The sequence below is a fragment of the Pseudomonas sp. JE3303 genome, assembly GCF_056312565.1.
This window is the reverse complement of record NZ_JBWGIF010000001.1, coordinates 281493-299273: the sequence shown is the minus strand read 5'-3', so window position 1 is coordinate 299273 and position 17781 is coordinate 281493. Positions and strand designations below refer to the sequence as shown.

15 protein-coding genes and 1 tRNA gene are annotated in these 17781 nt (G+C 63.1%); 6 read left to right on the top strand and 10 right to left on the bottom strand.

Annotated elements, in window-relative coordinates; translation table 11 throughout:
- Window positions 1-116: 116 nt before the first annotated feature.
- The 4 genes from gabT to AC0ZZU_RS01475 form a co-directional block, all read right to left on the bottom strand.
- Complete coding sequence (gabT, locus tag AC0ZZU_RS01490) at window positions 117-1397, bottom strand: 4-aminobutyrate--2-oxoglutarate transaminase (RefSeq protein WP_158458770.1); 1281 nt, start codon at window positions 1395-1397, stop codon at window positions 117-119.
- A 182-nt stretch (window positions 1398-1579) separates the two neighbouring features.
- Complete coding sequence (gene gabD / locus AC0ZZU_RS01485) at window positions 1580-3022, bottom strand: NADP-dependent succinate-semialdehyde dehydrogenase (RefSeq protein ID WP_476338484.1); 1443 nt, start codon at window positions 3020-3022, stop codon at window positions 1580-1582.
- 203 nt (window positions 3023-3225) lie between these two features.
- The gene (locus AC0ZZU_RS01480; protein ID WP_476338482.1) at window positions 3226-4899 is read right to left on the bottom strand and encodes an aryl-sulfate sulfotransferase; all 1674 of its coding nucleotides are present in this window, start codon (window positions 4897-4899) and stop codon (window positions 3226-3228) included.
- Between the two features lie 17 nt (window positions 4900-4916).
- Window positions 4917-7262, bottom strand: a complete 2346-nt coding sequence (locus tag AC0ZZU_RS01475; protein WP_476338480.1) for a TonB-dependent receptor — start codon at window positions 7260-7262, stop codon at window positions 4917-4919.
- A 187-nt stretch (window positions 7263-7449) separates the two neighbouring features.
- On the opposite strand from AC0ZZU_RS01475, the gene AC0ZZU_RS01470 reads away from it, so the two are divergent.
- On the top strand, window positions 7450-8364 hold the full coding sequence (locus tag AC0ZZU_RS01470; protein ID WP_476338478.1) for a LysR family transcriptional regulator: 915 nt from the start codon (window positions 7450-7452) through the stop codon (window positions 8362-8364).
- Window positions 8365-8407: 43 nt separating this feature from the next.
- Here AC0ZZU_RS01470 and AC0ZZU_RS01465 read toward each other — a convergent pair whose 3' ends face one another.
- Both AC0ZZU_RS01465 and AC0ZZU_RS01460 read right to left on the bottom strand, forming a co-directional pair.
- Entirely contained in the window at window positions 8408-9313 is a 906-nt protein-coding gene (locus tag AC0ZZU_RS01465) for a TauD/TfdA dioxygenase family protein (protein WP_476338477.1), read from the bottom strand.
- A 68-nt stretch (window positions 9314-9381) separates the two neighbouring features.
- Window positions 9382-10404, bottom strand: a complete 1023-nt coding sequence (locus AC0ZZU_RS01460; RefSeq protein ID WP_476338475.1) for an ABC transporter substrate-binding protein — start codon at window positions 10402-10404, stop codon at window positions 9382-9384.
- 299 nt (window positions 10405-10703) lie between these two features.
- On the opposite strand from AC0ZZU_RS01460, the gene AC0ZZU_RS01455 reads away from it, so the two are divergent.
- From AC0ZZU_RS01455 to AC0ZZU_RS01445, 3 genes are all read left to right on the top strand, one after another.
- On the top strand, window positions 10704-12278 hold the full coding sequence (locus AC0ZZU_RS01455; RefSeq protein ID WP_476338473.1) for an ABC transporter permease: 1575 nt from the start codon (window positions 10704-10706) through the stop codon (window positions 12276-12278).
- On the top strand, window positions 12275-13138 hold the full coding sequence (locus AC0ZZU_RS01450) for an ABC transporter ATP-binding protein (protein WP_476338471.1): 864 nt from the start codon (window positions 12275-12277) through the stop codon (window positions 13136-13138). The genes AC0ZZU_RS01455 and AC0ZZU_RS01450 overlap by 4 nt, the downstream gene beginning before the upstream one ends.
- 132 nt (window positions 13139-13270) lie before the next feature.
- Window positions 13271-13347: transfer RNA gene (locus AC0ZZU_RS01445), tRNA-Arg, on the top strand.
- Between the two features lie 62 nt (window positions 13348-13409).
- On the opposite strand, the gene AC0ZZU_RS01440 is transcribed toward AC0ZZU_RS01445, so the two are convergent.
- A complete protein-coding gene (locus AC0ZZU_RS01440; protein ID WP_476338469.1) occupies window positions 13410-14156 on the bottom strand; it encodes an SDR family oxidoreductase in 747 nt (248 codons plus the stop codon).
- Between the two features lie 251 nt (window positions 14157-14407).
- On the opposite strand from AC0ZZU_RS01440, the gene AC0ZZU_RS01435 reads away from it, so the two are divergent.
- Entirely contained in the window at window positions 14408-14845 is a 438-nt protein-coding gene (locus AC0ZZU_RS01435; RefSeq protein WP_158458786.1) for a CBS domain-containing protein, read from the top strand.
- Here the strand turns inward: AC0ZZU_RS01435 and AC0ZZU_RS01430 are convergent, their stop codons facing one another.
- From AC0ZZU_RS01430 to AC0ZZU_RS01420, 3 genes are all read right to left on the bottom strand, one after another.
- Complete coding sequence (locus AC0ZZU_RS01430) at window positions 14846-15484, bottom strand: NADH:ubiquinone oxidoreductase subunit N (protein ID WP_476338466.1); 639 nt, start codon at window positions 15482-15484, stop codon at window positions 14846-14848.
- Window positions 15485-15552: 68 nt separating this feature from the next.
- On the bottom strand, window positions 15553-15795 hold the full coding sequence (locus AC0ZZU_RS01425) for a DUF2789 domain-containing protein (protein WP_476338465.1): 243 nt from the start codon (window positions 15793-15795) through the stop codon (window positions 15553-15555).
- A 62-nt stretch (window positions 15796-15857) separates the two neighbouring features.
- Window positions 15858-16316 carry an aminoacyl-tRNA deacylase gene (locus tag AC0ZZU_RS01420; protein ID WP_476338463.1) on the bottom strand — a complete coding sequence of 153 codons (459 nt, stop codon included), beginning with the start codon at window positions 16314-16316 and terminating at the stop codon, window positions 15858-15860.
- Window positions 16317-16410: 94 nt separating this feature from the next.
- Between AC0ZZU_RS01420 and AC0ZZU_RS01415 the strand changes: the two genes are divergently transcribed.
- Window positions 16411-17781: an NfeD family protein gene (locus tag AC0ZZU_RS01415; protein ID WP_476338461.1), complete on the top strand. Its 1371-nt coding sequence runs from the start codon at window positions 16411-16413 to the stop codon at window positions 17779-17781.

Below are 17781 nucleotides of genomic sequence, written 5' to 3'. Positions count from 1 at the left end.
TCAACGTGCACTCCTGTGCACTTCCAAGATAAATCCTGCGATAACCTTAGCGCCACGGGCTTTCGTTGGGCACAAAAAAAACCCGCCGAAGCGGGTTTTTTCTGACACGTCACACTTTAGGCCAGCTCAGCGAAGCACTCTTCGATGATCGCCAGGCCTTTGTCCAGCTGCTCGTCTGGCGCGGTCAGCGGCACCAGGATACGCAGGACGTTGCCGTAGGTACCGCAGGAGAGCAGGATCAGGCCCTTTTCACGCGCCTTGGCGACAACCTGGTTGACGGCAGCGGCGTTGGGGGTCAAGGAACCCTTGGCGTCGAAGACTTCAACCGCAATCATCGAACCCAGGCCACGCACGTCACCGATGATCGGGTGCTTGTCCTGGATCTGCTTCAAGCCAGCGATCAAGTGCTCGCCAACAGCCTTGCTGCGATCGAGCAGGTTCTCTTCTTCAAACACTTCGATCACGGCCAGGGCTGCGGCGCAGGCGATCGGGCTACCCGCGTAGGTGCCGCCCAGGCCGCCTGGAGCGATGGCGTCCATGTATTCGGCCTTGCCGCAGACACCGGCCAGCGGGAAGCCGCCAGCGATGGACTTGGCGAAGGTGGTCAGGTCAGGCGCGACGCCCATCTGTTCCATGGCGAAGAAGGTACCGGTACGGCCAGCGCCGGTCTGTACTTCGTCGGCGATCAGCAGGATGCCGTGCTGGTCGCACAGGGCGCGCAGGCGCTGCATGAATGCTTTTGGCGCGGTGATGAAACCACCTTCGCCCTGCACTGGCTCGATGATGATCGCAGCGATGTCACGCGGCTCGGCATCGTTCTTGAACACGCGCTCGATGGAAGCGATCGAGTCGTCGATGCTGATGCCATGCAGCTCGTTCGGGAACAGTGCGCGGAACACACCGCCTGGCATCAGGCCCATGCCGGCCGAGTACGGGACGACCTTGCCGGTCAGGCCCAGGGTCATCATGGTACGGCCATGGTAGCCGCCGGTGAAGGCGATCACGCCAGCGCGGCCAGTGGCGGCACGGGCGATCTTGACGGCGTTTTCAACAGCTTCGGAGCCGGAAGTGACCAGCAGGGTCTTCTTCTCGAAGTCGCCTGGCACCTTGGCGTTGATCTTTTCGCACAGCTCGACGTAAGGCTCGTAGGCCAGCACCTGGAAGCAGGTGTGGCTGACCTTGGTCAGCTGCTGCTGCACGGCGGCAACGACTTTTGGATGCAGGTGACCGGTGTTGAGCACCGCGATACCACCGGCGAAGTCGATGAACTCGCGGCCTTCGACGTCGATGACGGTGGCGTTGCTCGCAGTATCGACGAAGATCGGGTGGATCTGGCCAACGCCACGTGGGACGGCGTTGACACGGCGTTGCATCAGGGATTCGTTGGTCTTGCTCATAATGCCCTCATTGCGCCACGACTCGGCAGCGCTTTTTTCGGGGGTAGCTGGGATTCGATTGCACGCAGCATGCGTTGATCGACCGGCGCAATGGCCCTTGCCACCTGGTGACGCGGTATAAAAAAGGCCAGCGAGACGTCGCTCTCGCGCCCCGCTGGCAGAGGTGAAACCTTAGTGTGCGATCAGATGCTCAGGCACAGGTACTTGATCTCGAGGTAGTCCTCGATGCCGTACTTGGAACCTTCGCGGCCCAGGCCCGAAGCCTTGATACCGCCGAACGGCGCGACTTCGTTGGAGATCAGGCCGGTGTTGATACCCACCATGCCGTATTCCAGGGCTTCGGCAACACGGAACACACGGCTCATGTCGCGGGCATAGAAGTACGAAGCCAGGCCGAATTCGGTGTCGTTGGACATGGCGATGACTTCGGCCTCGTCCTTGAAGCGGAACAGCGGCGCCAGCGGGCCAAAGGTCTCTTCCTTGGCGACGGCGGCGGTCTTCGGCACATCGACCAGGATGGTCGGCTCGAAGAAGTTGCCTTCGATCAGGTTGCCGCCAGACAGCACCTTGGCGCCCTTGCTGACCGCGTCCTGGATGTGCTCCTGGACCTTGGCGACTGCCTTGCCATCGATCAGCGGACCGGTGGTGGTGCCATCGTCCAGGCCGTTGCCGATCTTCAGCTTGGCCACTGCGGCCTTGAGCTTCTCGGCGAACGCGTCGTAGACGCCGTCCTGCACATAGATACGGTTGGCGCAGACGCAGGTCTGGCCGTTGTTGCGGTACTTGGAGATGATCGCGCCTTCGACTGCCTTGTCCAGGTCAGCGTCGTCGAACACGATGAAGGGAGCGTTGCCGCCCAGCTCCAGCGATACTTTCTTGATGTCCTTGGCGCATTCCTGCATCAGCTGGCGGCCGATTTCAGTCGAGCCGGTGAAGGACAGCTTGCGCACGATGGAGTTGCCGGTCAGCTCGGTGCCGATGTCGCCAGCGCTGCCGGTGACGACGCTGAACACGCCAGCCGGGATACCGGCGCGGGTGGCCAGCTCGGCCAGGGCAAGGGCCGAGTACGGAGTCTGCGAGGCAGGCTTGAGCACCATGGTGCAGCCAGCGGCCAGGGCCGGGCCGGCTTTACGGGTGATCATTGCCGCCGGGAAGTTCCACGGGGTGATGGCCGCGGTAACACCGATCGGCTGCTTGATGACGATCAGGCGCTTGTCTGGCTGGTGACCTGGAATGGTGTCGCCATAGACGCGCTTGGCTTCCTCGGCAAACCACTCGATGAACGAGGCGGCATAGGCGATTTCGCCCTTGGCTTCGGCCAGCGGCTTGCCCTGCTCGGTGGTCATCAGGCGGGCCAGGTCGTCCTGGTTCTCGATCATCAGCTCGAACCAGCGGCGCAGCTTGTTCGAACGCTCCTTGGCGGTCAGCGCGCGCCAGGCCGGCAGGGCCTTGTCGGCCGCCTCGATGGCGCGGCGGGTTTCGGCGGCGCCCATCTTCGGCACGGTACCGATGACTTCACCGGTGGCCGGGTTGGTGACCTTGATGGTCTGACCGTTGTCCGCATCCAGCCATTCACCGTTGACGAAGGCTTGCTGGCGGAACAACTGAGCGTCTTTAAGCTGCATGTCGGCTTCCCTTAACAGCCCCGTGCCGGCACGGAGCGAATTATAGATTGTTGAAAGTCACACACCGGGCTGAAGTGTTCAGCACCCGTTTGAAATCTCAAACGAATCCTAGGGTCTGCAGGGGTAAAGGACAATAGTCTGTTCGAAAAAAAGAACGAACGGTGGTCAAGCGCACGCTGGCCGACCACGTTCGGCGTCTCGTTCTAGAACGCCCGGTCGAGGTCGATCACCAAGGCCCGGTAGCCGACGCTCCCCGGCTGGCGGCTGTGCACCTTCAGCTCCACCTGCACGTCCTGAGTGCCGCGCTTCACTTCATTGAGCACGGTGGTGGTTAGCTTCTCGGGCGTCAGGTAATTCACCGAGGCAGAATAGATGAACTGCGTGTCGGTATCCGCCCGGTACGCCACCACGGAGGTAATCGGGCTGTACCATTCGTCTCCGCGCTCCTTGCCATACTGCCACACCTGCTCGACCGTGCCCTGGGCTTCATCGATACGGTATTCGACCGCGCGGCTGTAGTTGCCGTTGAGCTTGGTCGCTTCGAAATCACGGCCCCAGCCATTGTCGAACACGGTCAGGGTGCCGCGCCCGGTCAGCCAGGCGGTGTGCTGGGTCCACGACCACTCGAAGCCTTCCCCCACTGGCGTCAGCACCTTGGCCTGCAGGTGCGCAGGCCAACCCTGGGGCGAGGCAAGAATCCATTTCACTTCCTTGTCCCGGCCAATCTTCACCACACCCTGGTGTCGGGCCGAGATGATGATGCTGTCGTCACTGCTGTCATGGTCGATGGCGTTGACGTGCGCCCAGTTGCGCCCGGTGCCCACGCCTGGGGTATCGCCGAACGGCAGGTCGCCTTCGAGCAGTTCGTTGGCCAGCAGCCTGTCCTGTTTCTGCACGCCATCGGGCAGCTGGAGGGCCGCCTTGCCGAGGGTTTCGAGCAGGGCACCGCGGTAAGGGTCGAGGATCTGGTTGAGGTCCCAGAAGTCGAGCACGTCTCCGGCTTCGTCGACCTCGATGATGTGGTCACGGATCGAGCGCACGCGCTTGCCGTCAGGGCGGCGGTAGTCGCTGGTACCGACCCGCAGCAGGTAGGTGCCGTTGCCGGTCTCGCGGATCTCGTGGGAAAAGTCGGCAAACTTGTCGGGCAGGTTGCGCTGCCAGATGCGCCGGCCCAGCAGGTCGAACTTGGAGTACGTCTGGCCCTGCCCCCAGATCAGCTTGCCATCGCGGGTCTGCTGGAAGCCCATGGTGCCGCCCAGGCTGTCCCGGCGGTTGGAGTCGTGGATCTGTTCGATGTCCAGGTACCAGCGCACATCGCCCTGGGTGTCGGTGATCCAGTTGTTCCCGACCTGGTCCCACTCGGCGGCGCCACCCAGCGCGTTCCACTTGAAGGCACGGCCACCGGGAATATCACCGAGCAGGTGATTGAACAGGTACAGGCGTTTCTCGAAGCCTGGCGCCACTTTCACCGGCTCCACCTCGGGCAGCGCCGCGGTCTGGCGCGCCACCACCGGCAGCCGCACGGCCGGTGCGTAGATCTCGTACTGCTCGCGCAGGCGTTCGCCGTCCAGCTTGTAGGTGACTTCCACCTGGTTGACGTGGTCCGGATACAGGCCGAACACCGGGATACCGCCGTAGGTCCAGAGCGAGCGGTCCGACACCTCGTAACTGATATCGACCCCGTGCTCGCCACGGCCCAGTACCCGCACATGGACGGCGCCGAGGACGCGCCCACCGTCGCGGATGATCGCCGTCAGCGGCGCCAGCCGGTAAGGGTTGACCACCACATCGCCAAGCACAGCCTGGCTGCGCTCCGGGACCTTGGCGGTAATGCACGCGCCTTCCGGCAGCTCGGGGGTTTCGGTCTTGGCATTCATGGCAAAGCTCCTTGTGATCAGAAGTCGTAGCGGGCGGTGGCGCCCACGGTGCGAGGGGTGCCGAGCACGCCGGCATAGCCGCCGTTGGCAGAGTTCCAGAGGCTGGTGAAGTAGGTCTTGTCGCCGGCGTTCTTCACCCACAGCGACAGGTCGAACAGGCCATCGCCCTGGTCAAGGCGCACGCCGGCCGAAAGGTTGACCAGCGCGTAGCTGGGGATCTGCCCGAAGTCGGAATCATCCACCGTGCCCACCGCACGTGAGCGGAAGGCGTAGCTGGCGGTGAGGTAAGGTTCGATGCGGTCGGTCAGCTGCCACTGGTACTGGGCGTTGAGGTTGGCGATGTACCTGGAGGCGCCGACCACTTGATGGCCGGACAGGTCGCAGGTAGCGGTCGCGTTGGCCAGGCTCACCTCGGGCGGGCACGGCGCGTCGTCGTACTCGGTGTAGCGCACATCGTTCCACGAGCCGTTGAAGTTGACGGTCAGGCCATGAACCGGCAGCGCGGTGGCCTCGAACTCGACGCCACGCGAGCGCACGCTGCCGGCGTTCGCCAGGTACTGCACGCGGTTGACCTGGTCGTAGACGTTGGCCTGGTAGCCGTGCACCTCGGCCCAGAACACGTTGGCGTTAAGCAGCAGGCGGCTTTCGAGCAGCGTGGTCTTCAGGCCAAGCTCGGCGTTGTTGATGCGCTCGGTGCCGACCAGCAGCGAATCGGTGCCCAGCCGCGGGGCAGCGCCAACCGTGAGGTTGATGCCGCCTGACTTCTCGCCATGGGAAAGCGAGGCGTAGCCCAGCACGTTGGGGTTGAAACGGTAGCTGAGGCTGAGCAGGCCGGAGGGGCTGAAGCTGTACTGGGTCAGGTCGCCGGAGTCATAGGCCCCTACCCTGCCCTGGCGCGCCGTGGCTGCCGCGCCGGTGACCGCGACGCCACCCGCGGGGGCGTCGCGTTCGATCCAGGCGTTCTTCTCTTCATAGGTGCCCCGCACGCCCGCCGTGAAATCGAGTCTGTCGGTGAGGTGCCAGGTGCCCTGGGCGAACAGCGCATAGCTGTCGGTATCGATGTGCCCCTCGCCCAGGCTGGTGACATTGGCCAGCGCGCCTGCCGGAGTGACGTTCCAGATATCAGCCTGGGGACCGTATTCATTGAAGGAGTGGTTATCCAGGTCCTGCTTGAAGTAGTAGGCGCCCAGCACGTAGTCGAAGGCACCGCCCGTGGGCGAGGCCAGGCGGATCTCCTGCGAGTATTGCTTGTCGCGTACCGCCACCCCGGCGTTGTAGGACGCCGGCACATCCAGCCCATCATCGTTGCTCGGGGTGAAGTCCCACCAGCGGTAGGCAGTGATGGAGGTCAGGGTGAAGTCGTTGGGCAGGGTCCAGTTGGCCTCGACCGACGTGCCGCCCTGGAACACCGTCACCTGCTGGTCGGCATCGAAATTGACCTTGCGGTCCTTGCCGGACACCAACGTCGCCCCTGCGGCGGAGGCCAGGTTTTCGTAGCGGTTCACCCCATTGATGGTCGGCCCGGTGCTGTACAGGCTGAGGATACCGTTGTTGGAGTCCTCCTCGTTGTACTCGCCGATCCAGCGCAGGTTGAAGGTGTCGCTCGGCTGGAACAGCAGCTGGGTACGAAAGCCCTGGCGCTTGCCGCCGTTGAGGTCATCACCGTCATGGATGTTTTTCACATAGCCGTCGTCCTCGGTGCGATAGGCACTGATACGCCCGGCGAGGGTATCGGTAAGCGGGCCGGAGAAGCTGCCCTGGGTCTGCCAGTAACCGTCTTCGCCCAGGGAAGACTGCACGCTGCCTTCGGTGTTGAAGGTCGGCTTGCGCGTGGTGATGTTGAGCACCCCGGCGGTGGTGTTCTTGCCGAACAGCGTCCCCTGCGGGCCGCGCAGTACTTCAAGCTGCTCTACGTCGAGCAGGTCGAACACGGCCATGCCCGGGCGCCCGAGGTAGACGTTGTCCAGGTAGATGCCGACGCTGCCCTCCAGGCCGTCGCTGGCCGGATTGTTGCCCAGGCCACGGATCGAGATGCTCGACTGGCGTGCATGCACATAGGCGACGTTGGTGCTGGGCACCAGCTGCTGCAAGTCTTGCACGCGATAGATGCGTTGGGTTTCCAGCGTTTCGCTGCTGAGCACGCTGATAGGGGTGGGGACGCTCTGCGATGTTTCTTCGCGGCGCCGGGCGTTGACCGTCACAGTGCCGAGTTTGGCGTCCTGCTCGGCGATGGCTGATTGCACCGGAGCTTCATCGGCGACGCTGGGCAAGCTGGCACCCGCAGCGGCCAGCAGCACGCCAATGGCCAAGGGTTGCAGGGGAAACACCGACACACGTGCCGGCCGGGTGGACAGTCGAGGCATGAAACGCTCCTTGGGCATGAGCCTTGGCGAGCATTTCCGTTGGCGGAACCGAATCGCGCGGCAGATGTTTATTCTTTATAAGAATATAAATATGTTTTATTCATATTTTGTGGAATAAGAAGATCCCTTTATAAGGGTGCAGACCCTGAGCAGCAATTGCATTTCACCGAATAAATAAATGTAGAAAATGCATATAGACCTAAGGCAACTCCGCCACTTTATCGCGCTGGTCGAGCACCGCAGTTTCGTTGCGGCGGCAACGGCCGTGAACCTCTCGCAATCGGCGTTCAGCCGCAGCATCCAGACGCTTGAACACAACGTCGGCTGCCGCCTGGTCGACCGCGCCAGCAAAGAGCTGCAGCCCACTCGCCAGGGCCTTCTGGTGCTCGAGCATTCGCGGCGCCTGGTGCACGGCGCACATAACCTCGCCAACGAGATCAACCAGTTCAATGGAGCGACCACGGGCGTGGTGCGCTTCGGCTCTGGGCCGGCGCCCGCAGGCGGCCTGGTACCGCGTGCGGTGGCGCGGTTCGTTGGTGAGTACCCGCAAGCGCGGACGTGCTTCCAGGTGGACAACTGGCAGGTGTTGAACCGGCGCCTGATCGCCGAGGAGATAGAATTCTTCGTTGCCGACACGCGCCAGTTCGAGGCCGATCCCGACTACCAGGTGCACAAGCTGACACCCCAGCGCTGGCACTTCTGCTGCCGTGCCGGGCACCCGTTGACCAGGCTCGGCCAGGTGCGGGCGATCGACCTGTTCGACTATCCCCTGGCGGCCACATTCCGCCCGCCGAACATTCGCAAGGTGCTGGCCGACCTCAGCGGCCGTCAGGACTTTGCGCCGAGCGTGGAGTGCGAGCACGGGTATGCGCTGCTGAACGTGGTGCTGCATTCGGACACCATCGGTATCGCCTGCAGCGGGAACTTGCGGCCCTATCAGATCGAAGGTGGACTGGTGGCCCTTGAGCTGGTGGATCTTCCGGTGGAGCAGGATGCTTTTTATACCCGGTACGGGATTGTCAGCCGGGTGGGATATGGACTGTCGCCGCTGGCGCAGGGTCTGGTACGCCAGCTGATTGCGTGTGATACGCACGGCTGTTGAGCCGTGCGCATTTACAGCGTGATCGTGAAACCCGTATCTCGTCTCATCCCTTGCGAGTCGTCTGGCTCAACTGCCCATCCACGCCTACTGGCACCTCACCCGCCAACGTCACCCGGCGCACAGTACGCGGTTGGGTGCCGTAGTCGTCCACCGCGTAATGCTGGGTCGAGCGGTTGTCCCAGATTGCCACATCACCCGCCTGCCAGCGCCAGCGCACGGTGTTCTCCAGCCGTGTCACATGGCTCTGCAATAACGCGAACAGGTGCGTCGAATCGCTAGATGAATAGCCTTTGATACGTTTGACGAAGTGCCCCAGCAGCAGGCTGCGCTCACCACTGACGGGATGCACGCGCACCACAGGGTGCTCGGTTTCATACACGGTCGAGGTGAAGACCTTGCGGTACCGCTCCTGCTTGTCGAGGCTCACGTCAGGCCGGAGGCTGGCGTAGTCGTATTCGTTGCTGTGCACCGCCCAGAGCTTGTCCGCCAGTTCACGCAAAGGCGCGGACAGCTCCTGGTAAGCGGTGGCGGTGTTGGCCCAGACCGTATCACCGCCCGAGACCGGCGCCACCACGCTGCGCAGGATCGAGGCCTTGGGGTAGGCATCGACGAAGGTGACGTCCGTGTGCCAGGAGTTGGCCCGCTGGCCTTCGGCGCCGTCGAGCTGCAACAGGAAACTGCTGCCTTCATGCACGGGCACGGTGGGGTGGGCGACAGGCTCTCCGAGCAGTTTGGCGAAGGCTTCCTGGGAGTGGTTGTCCAGATGGGACTGCCCCCGGAAAAAGATCACCTTGTGCTCGACCAGCGCGGCCTGAATAGCCTCGACGGTGGCTGCATCCAGGTCGGCTGAAAGCGTGACGCCGTGGATTTCGGCGCCGATGCGTCCGGCAATCGGCTGAATGTCCAGCGCGGCGGGGTGGAGCTGGGTAGCCAGTGCGGCAGTGCTCATGCTGTGGTCCTCAAAGTCGGGGGATGGGTACAGAAGCGGTCAGGGGTTCAACGGGCAGCGTGCACGGCCTATTCGCCATGCAATGCGGCATCGAGAAAACGCGGTTCGATCCATTCCGATACCTGGAACCCGCGGCGAATCAGGCGTTCCTTGGCGGCCAGGTCCACGCCTTGCTGCAGCAGGCCGACAAACTCGGCATCCAGCTGCGGATTGAAATAGCGCGAAAGGTCTTCCTGGGCCAGGTCATTGGCCAGGATCACCTTGGGATAGCTGGCAAGGCCCGAGACCAGATCGACATAGGCCTCGCGGTTGTTCTCGTCGCGCAGCCAGGCCACGGCCTGTTGCTGCACCTTGACAAGGCGCCCGACGAGATCCGGATGCTGGCGAATGAATTCGCCAGTGCCGAGCAGCATCGCCTGGGTGCTGCCCGCCCCTTCAAGGTCGCGGGAGTTGACCGGCAGCTCGACCAGCCCGCGCTCACGCAGCGACAGCAGGCTCGACAGGCCCCAGGTCGCATCGATCTGCCGCGCGGCGATGGCGGCATTGGCGGCATTGAAATCGAGGTTGATGACTTTCAGGTCTCGCTCGCTCAGGCCTTGGCTGGCCAGGGCGCTGGCGAACGACAATTGGTTGGCGGTGCCGCGGAACACGGCGACGCGCTTGCCCCTCAGGTCATCAAGGGTCTTTATCCCCGAGCCCGGCACCACCCCCAGGTAGCTCTTGACCCCACGCACGCCCGCCGCCAGCACGCGGGTGTCCAGGCCATTGGCCTTGCCGACAATGGCGGCCAGGTCACCCAGGTAAGCGAAGTCTGCCTGTCCATTGGCCAATGCTTCGTTGATCACCGGCCCCGCGCCCTTGAAAAAGTGCCAGTCGATGCGAATGCCGTCCTTGGCAAACTCCTTTTCCAGCAGTTGCTGGCTGCGTAACACATCCACGACCCCACCGGCGCTGTGCTGGCTTCCTGCGCTGAGGTCGGGCACGGCAATGCGGATGGATTCGGGTTGCGCTGCCTGGGCGGTCAGAGGCACAGCGCCCAGCAGGCCGATCGTCAGGGACGCTCTGAGCAAATGATTGAAGAGGGTTTTCATGGGGAGGCTCCTTGGCAGGCTGCCACCGGCAATGACCGGCGCTATGGGCTGAAAACTAGGCCTGCGGCACGGCGCTACAAAATATTAAAAATGAATTTTTTAGTAACCGTTTGGAATAAACCAGCAGTGACGTGGCTTCTGCCATGGGTTGCACGAAACGCATTCGAAATATGAGGAAAACGCAACGCTCAAGCCTTTTCGAAGCGCCCTACCCCATGCTCTTATCTCTTGAAGTCATTAACGGTGATTTTTTATTCCATAAATGAATAACCAAACAACCATAATTCGAGAGATTCCCGATGAGCCGAATCCTGGTACCAGGGCGTGCCCTTCCTGACCTGCCGCGCTTGCGCCTGCATACGGAGCTGCTGCTACCTTGGCTGCTGCCGCTGGCCGTGGTGGCGCTCTGGGTCACTGCGAGCCGCTTGCACTGGATGAGCGAACAGATTCTTCCAGCGCCGTCGCTTGTCTGGGACAGCGCCGTGGAATTCGGCTCTGGGGAACTGGGGAGTCACTTGTGGATAAGTCTTCAGCGCCTGGTATTCGGGCTGCTGGCCGGTATCGTTGGAGGCCTGCTGCTAGGCACCTGGCTGGGCGCCTCGAAACGCGCCGAGACCCTGGTCTACCCGACTTTCGTGGCCCTGGCACAGATCCCTACCCTGGCATGGATTCCCTTGTTCATGCTGTTCTTCGGGATCGGCGAACTCCTCAAGCTGGTGGTGCTGGTCAAGGCGGTAGTAGTGCCGGTCACCCTTCATACGCTGGTGGGCGTTCGTGATGCGCAGCCGAAGCTGCGAGAGGCGGCCGCCACCCTGCGCCTGCCGCGTCACCTGCTGTTCTGGCGCTTGTTGCTGCCGGCTGCCCTGCCCGCTTTTCTGGCCGGTGTGCGCCTGGCCCTGGCAGCCGGCTGGACTTCGCTGCTGGCCGTGGAGCTGCTGGCATCCAGCGAAGGGATTGGCTACCTGATGGTCTGGGGCCGCCAGCTGTTCATGCTCGACCTGGTGTTCCTGTGCATCTTGCTGATTGGCCTGGTCGGTGCCTTCATGGACCGTGGTTTCGGCCTCCTGGAAAAGCGCCTGCTGTTCTGGCCGCAACCAGCTACCGGAGAGCAGCGCCAGCGCACCCGTCCTCAAGGCTGGCAGGGCCTGCTATTGCCGCTGGCGCTGCTGGGGTTGTGGCAGGCGTGCAACAGTCTTGGCTGGATCGACGGCAATATCCTCACCTCGCCGCTTGAAGTGGCACGCAGCCTCTCAGCCGGGCTGGCCGACGGTTCGCTGCCCGAGGCCCTGCGCATGAGCCTTCAACGCACCCTGACCGGATTGCTGGTCGGCGCCGGCGCGGGCTTTGTGCTGGGCCTGCTGCTAGGACTGTCGGGGACAGCCGAGCGGGTGCTCGGCCCTGGCCTCTCGGCGTTGCGCCAGGTGGCGATCTTTGCCTGGGTGCCATTGCTCACGGCCTGGTTCGGCCTTGGTGAAGGCGCCAAGGTGGCATTTGTCAGTCTGGCGGCGTTCTTCCCGCTGTTCATCGCCACCCAGCGCGGTATCGCCAGTCTCTCGCCGCAGCTGGAGGAAGCTGCGCGGGCAATGCGCCTGGGCCTGCCCGACCGCCTGCGCCTGCTGGTGCTGCCCGGAGCCGCGCCGGCCATTTTCGCCGGCCTGCGCCTGTCGCTCATCTACGCCTGGCTGGGCACCATCGGCGCCGAATACTTCATGCCATCGGACGGCGGCATCGCCAGCATGATGATCGGCGCCCAGCAGCTGTTTCGCATGGACCAGGTGATGGCCGCGATGGTCTTGATCGGCCTGATCGGCGCCCTGCTAGGCAACCTCGGACAACGCATCGAATCGCGCGCCACGCGCTGGAGACACGCATGAATGCCTTCAATACCTCGGCCCTGCAAGCGGCCAACCAGCCCGACCCGACTCCGCCCCTGGTCAGCTTCGACCGGATCGGCAAAGTGTTTACCGTGGACGGCCAGGCCTTCGAGGCCATCCATGATTTCAGCCTGGCCATCAACGAAGGCGAGTTCATCGCCATCGTCGGGTCCAGCGGCTGTGGCAAGTCCACCCTGCTGCGCCTGCTGATCGGCCTGGATACCGACTACAGCGGCAGTATCCGGGTGGACGGCGCGGCGGTGGCCGGCATTGGTGGCGAGCGCGGTATCGTCTTCCAGGAGCCTCGGCTGTTCCCGTGGCTGACCGTCACCCAGAACATCGAGCTGGGCCTGGTCAATGAAGCGCTCACCCAGGGCGAGCGCGCCCGCAAGGTTCATGAGTTCGTGGTGCTGGTAGGGCTGACGGGCTTTGAATCAGCGTATCCGCACCAGCTGTCCGGGGGCATGGCCCAGCGGGTGGCGATTGCTCGGGGCCTGGTGGCGAATCCACGGATCCTGCTGCTGGACGAGCCCTTTGGCGCCCTTGACGCACTCACCCGCCAGCAATTGCAGGATGAGTTGCTGGACATTCGCGAACGCTCGGGCGTGACCATCTTGCTCGTCACCCACGATGCCGAGGAGGCCACCTACCTGGCCGACCGCGTCGTGGTGCTGGAACCGCGTCCTGGGCGGATCAAATCAGTGGTCGACATTGACCTGCCCCATCCGCGCCAGCGCACCGGAGTGGCACTGCATGCGCTGCGCGAGAAGCTGCTGCATCAACTGACGGGTGATGGGCATCACTTGCCGCCGGCAGTGCGCCGCATAGAGGGCGTACGCCGCGAGTTCATCGCGTTATGAAAAACCCGCTGTAGGAATCGGAAAAACTACTCCTCCAGCCAGCATCATTCCTCCGCCCACCAGGTAGCAAAAATACCTACAGTTCAAGGCGATGGACGACGCCTGCGGAGATGGGTATCATTGCGCCCCGTTGCACTCGTAGCTCAGCTGGATAGAGTACTGCCCTCCGAAGGCAGGGGTCGTGGGTTCGAATCCCGCCGAGTGCGCCATATCGATGAAAAAGCCCAGGCAGATGCCTGGGCTTTTTTGTGGGCGCTGTCTTGTCCTGAATTCAGCGCCCGCCCCCCAGGTCGATGAAGGTGCCGGTGGCGTACGATGCCTGGTCCGATAGCAACCACATGATCGCCTCGGCTACCTCTTCCGGCTGACCGCCCCGGCCAATGGGAATGCCCGGTTCCAGCTTGCTGACTCGATCAGGGTCGCCACTCAGCGCATGAAAGCCGGTGTGGATGTAGCCGGGACGCACGGCATTCACGCGTACACCTTCGCCGGCGACCTCTTTGGACAAACCGATCGTGAAGGTATCCAAAGCGCCTTTTGATGCGGCGTAATCCACATATTCGGCGGGTGAACCCAGGCGCGCGGCGACCGAAGAGACGTTGACAATACCGCCACCCAGTCCGCCATGGCGACGCGACATGCGCCGCAACGCATGCTTGGCGCAGAGCATCGGGCCGACGACATTGGTCTTCATCATCTTGAGCAGGCGGAATTCCGACATGTCCTCGACCCGGCTCTGCTGGGCGATGGTACCTGCATTGTTGACCAGCGCGGTCAGCGGACCGAGCTCGTGGTCGATGCGCTGGAACAGCTGTACCACCTCGTCTTCTACGCTGGCATCGGCGCGCACCGCGATGGCCTCGGCACCCAGCTCGCGAACCTGCGCCAGTACCTGCTGGGCCGCAGTGTCGTCGGCATGGTAGTTGATACAGATACGATAGCCCTGGCGTGCCGCCAGCAGCGCGGTGGCAGCGCCAATGCCCCGGCTTGCGCCGGTGATGACGATAACCCTGTCCATCGGCTTCCCCTTGGAAATGGATTTTCCAAGGCTAGCGCCAGGCTGACTGGTTGTACAACCGGCGCTTTGTAGGAGCGTTGACAGGCTTACGGCCGGCGTGGGATGACGAGCCCCGCTGCTTGACAGCAGCCGGGGTCATGACGTTTTTCAATCGCATCGATGCCGCTTTCATTCTTGCCGAGCGGCTGTCCTTGCACGATTCTGTACGCATGTGCCGTCACCCCCCGCACCCACCGCTTGCAGAGGCCTGTATGAAAAACGTGGAAGAACTGCTCAAGACCAAATCCCAGCACCACGAGGTCTACACCATCAGCCCGGACGACTCGGTGCTCGATGCGCTGAAATTGCTGGCCGAGGTGAATATCGGTGCCCTGCCGGTGATCGAAAACGGCGAAGTGGTCGGCATCGTCAGTGAGCGCGACTACGCGCGCAAGCTGGTGCTCAAGGGCCGTTCGTCCGCCGCCACGCCAGTGCGCGAGATCATGAGCGCGCCGGTGATCACGGTCGAACCCAAGCACAACCTCGAATACTGCATGAGCCTCATGACCAACCGCCACCTGCGCCACTTGCCGGTGGTGAAGAACGGTGAGCTGATCGGCCTGCTGTCGATCGGTGACCTGGTCAAGGAAACCATCGCCGAACAGGCCAACCTGATCCTGCAGCTGGAGCAGTACATCCGCGGCGAATGATCAGTGGTACTGACGCTCGAGCTCGTCGAGCTGATGGTCAAACGTGCGCAACCGGGCCGACCAGGTGTACACCAGCACCTCCAGGTCGCGGTTGAGCACCGCGGTGCCGTGGCCGCCGCTTTGCTGTGAGTCGCACAGGTCGAGCTGATAGCGCTCGCGGGCCATGGCCGTGGCGACATTGGACAGTTCACGGGCATTGCCCACCCAGCGGTGGTGATGGTCGTGGATCTTGCGGTCAAGCTCGCGGCACTGGCGTTTGAGGGCCTCCAGGCTTTGCTCGAGAGGCGTGCCCTGCAGTTCCCCCATGACCTCCTGGAACGTGCGGCCGGGCTGCCAGTAACTTCCCCAGAAATAACGGTCGAAGACCGTTTCCACACGTCGCAAGGCGACCTTGGTGTTCCAGATCGCCACGAGCGTGCGGCCCTGGACCACTTCGCGCCGGTTCAGGTGCAGCTGCTGCCAGGCTATCCAGGTGAGTATCGCCAGCGACGCCGCCGCGACCAATGCCGCGGCGGCGTACAGAAAGTGCAGCGCCTGGCCCATCTGGTGGGTGTGCCGGATACCGTAGAAGTAACCGGTGGTCAAGGTTCCCAGGATCGTCACGGAGCACCAGAACGCGGGTGCATAGGGATCTTTCATTGCGCTATCCCCTGTTGTTTCCCTGAGCATAGCTGCGCCGAAATCACCCATCAGGTGCCGCTCGGCGATTATTTTTTCGGACGTCTCAATGCCTCGTTGAGTTGATCGAAGGGTACTGCCCAATCAGCATCTTCAATGATGGCTTCCTTGAGAAAGGCCCGCTGGCCTTCGGACCAGAAAGGCGCGTCCACCAGCTTGATCTCGTTCTTGAGCGGCGAGTGACTGGTGATGAATTGATCGATGCTCGTGGCATCATCATCAAGGCCCAGTTGCTTGAACAGGTCGGAAAACTCGTGTTTCGTTGGTTCCATGATTCACTCCTCGGGCCTGGCCGGACGTCCACGACGCCGGCCCGGCAGGTGGTTGACGATCATCAGCAGAGTTCGCGCACTTCGGCGTGGGGTACCAGCTTCAGGTACTGCTCCATGCTCATGTGGATCAGGTGATCATGATCACCCGCCTCAAGGTAGACATCACCTTGGCGGGTCAAGGTCGGGTCAAGGAGCATTTTTATTTTGTAGACTTCCCCAAGCGCCGGAATGGCACCACGCTCACAGCCTTCGAACAGCTGTGGCAGGCCGCTTTCGTGGGTCAGTTGCCAGGCACCGGTCATGCGCACTTTGCTCATGTCCAGATGGCGATTGGCCGGCAGCACGGCCATCAGGTAATTGCCACGCCGGTCGTCGAGCATTACAGACTTGGCGACGCGGTCGGCGGGTACCCCGGCCGTACGCGCCGACTCAAGGCTGGTGGCCGAGTGGGGATGAGGAACGATGTCATAGTCGCAGCGCGCCTGGTCCAGGCGCTGCTGCAGGTTGCTTGCGATTCGCATGATGCACCTCCAGTTTGCCCCCTCATCAAGTTTAGGCCGTCTGCGGCGCTGCACGGCTAAACTTCAGGGAGAGCCTACTGACCGGTACCTCCAGGTGATCGCTCGCTGCTGCTTTCTGATGTTGATGCTCTTGCTCGGCGCCATACCGCCCGGCCATGCGGCGGCGGGTGGCAGCGTGTGGGTGCTGGCAATCGATGACGCGATCGGCCCGGCCAGCGCGGATTACGTGGTGCGCGGGCTGGAACAGGCTGCCGCGAAGGAGGCGCAGCTGGTGGTGATCCGCATGGACACGCCAGGCGGGCTGGACAGTTCCATGCGCCAGATCGTCAAGGCGATCCTCGCCAGCCCCGTTCCGGTGGCAAGCTACGTGGCGCCGGGCGGCGCGCGGGCCACCAGTGCCGGCACCTATATCCTATACGCCAGCCATGTGGCGGCCATGGCGCCCGGCACCAACCTCGGCGCAGCGACCCCGGTGCAGATGGGTGGGCCAGGCGCCAAGCCCACCTCCCCCGCCGAGCCTTCGGCCGACAAGCAGACCACGCCCGACGATCAGGACACCATGACCCGCAAGCAGGTCAATGACGCCGCCGCCTATATCCGCGGGCTTGCGCAGCTGCGCGGGCGTAATGCCGAATGGGCCGAACAGGCCGTGCGAGAATCGGTCAGCGTACCCGCCACCGAGGCCCTGCGCTTGAAGGTGATCGACCACATCGCGGGCGACCTTCCCGAACTCCTGCGCCAGGTCGACGGCAAGACCTTGGTCGCCGCCGGCCAGCCTCGCCGGTTGCAGACCGACGGCACGATGCTGGTGGAACACGCCCCGGACTGGCGCACACGCCTGCTGGCGGTTATCACCAACCCTAGCGTGGCACTGATCCTGATCATGATCGGTATCTATGGCCTGCTGTTCGAGTTCCTGAACCCGGGGTCCAGCGTCGGTGGCGTGGTGGGGGGCATCTGCCTGCTGCTGGCGCTCTATGCCTTGCAGCTGCTGCCGGTGAGCTATGCCGGGGTCGCGTTGATCTTGCTCGGGGTGGCGTTCATGGTCGCCGAAGCATTCCTGCCAAGCTTCGGGGTGGTCGGCTTTGGCGGCATCGTCGCCTTTGTAGTCGGGGCAGTGATCCTGATGGACACAGACGTCCCCGGCTACGGCATTCCGCTGCCGCTGATCATCACCTTGGCGGTGCTTTCAGCACTGCTGCTCGGCGGCTTGCTCGGCATGGCGCTGAAAGCGCGCAAGCGTGCCCTGGTCAGTGGCGATGCGGGGCTGGTCGGCAGCCTGGTGACCGTCACCGATGTGATGCCCGGCAATCCGTTCTGCGGCTCGGTTCAGGCGCAGGGCGAACAATGGCAAGTCCAGTGCGCGACGCCGCTGCAATCTGGCCAGCATGTGCAGGTGGTCGCCCGACGTGGCGTGTTGCTGGACGTCAGCGCCCTAACGGCAGCCGTATCGCGAGGAGAATGA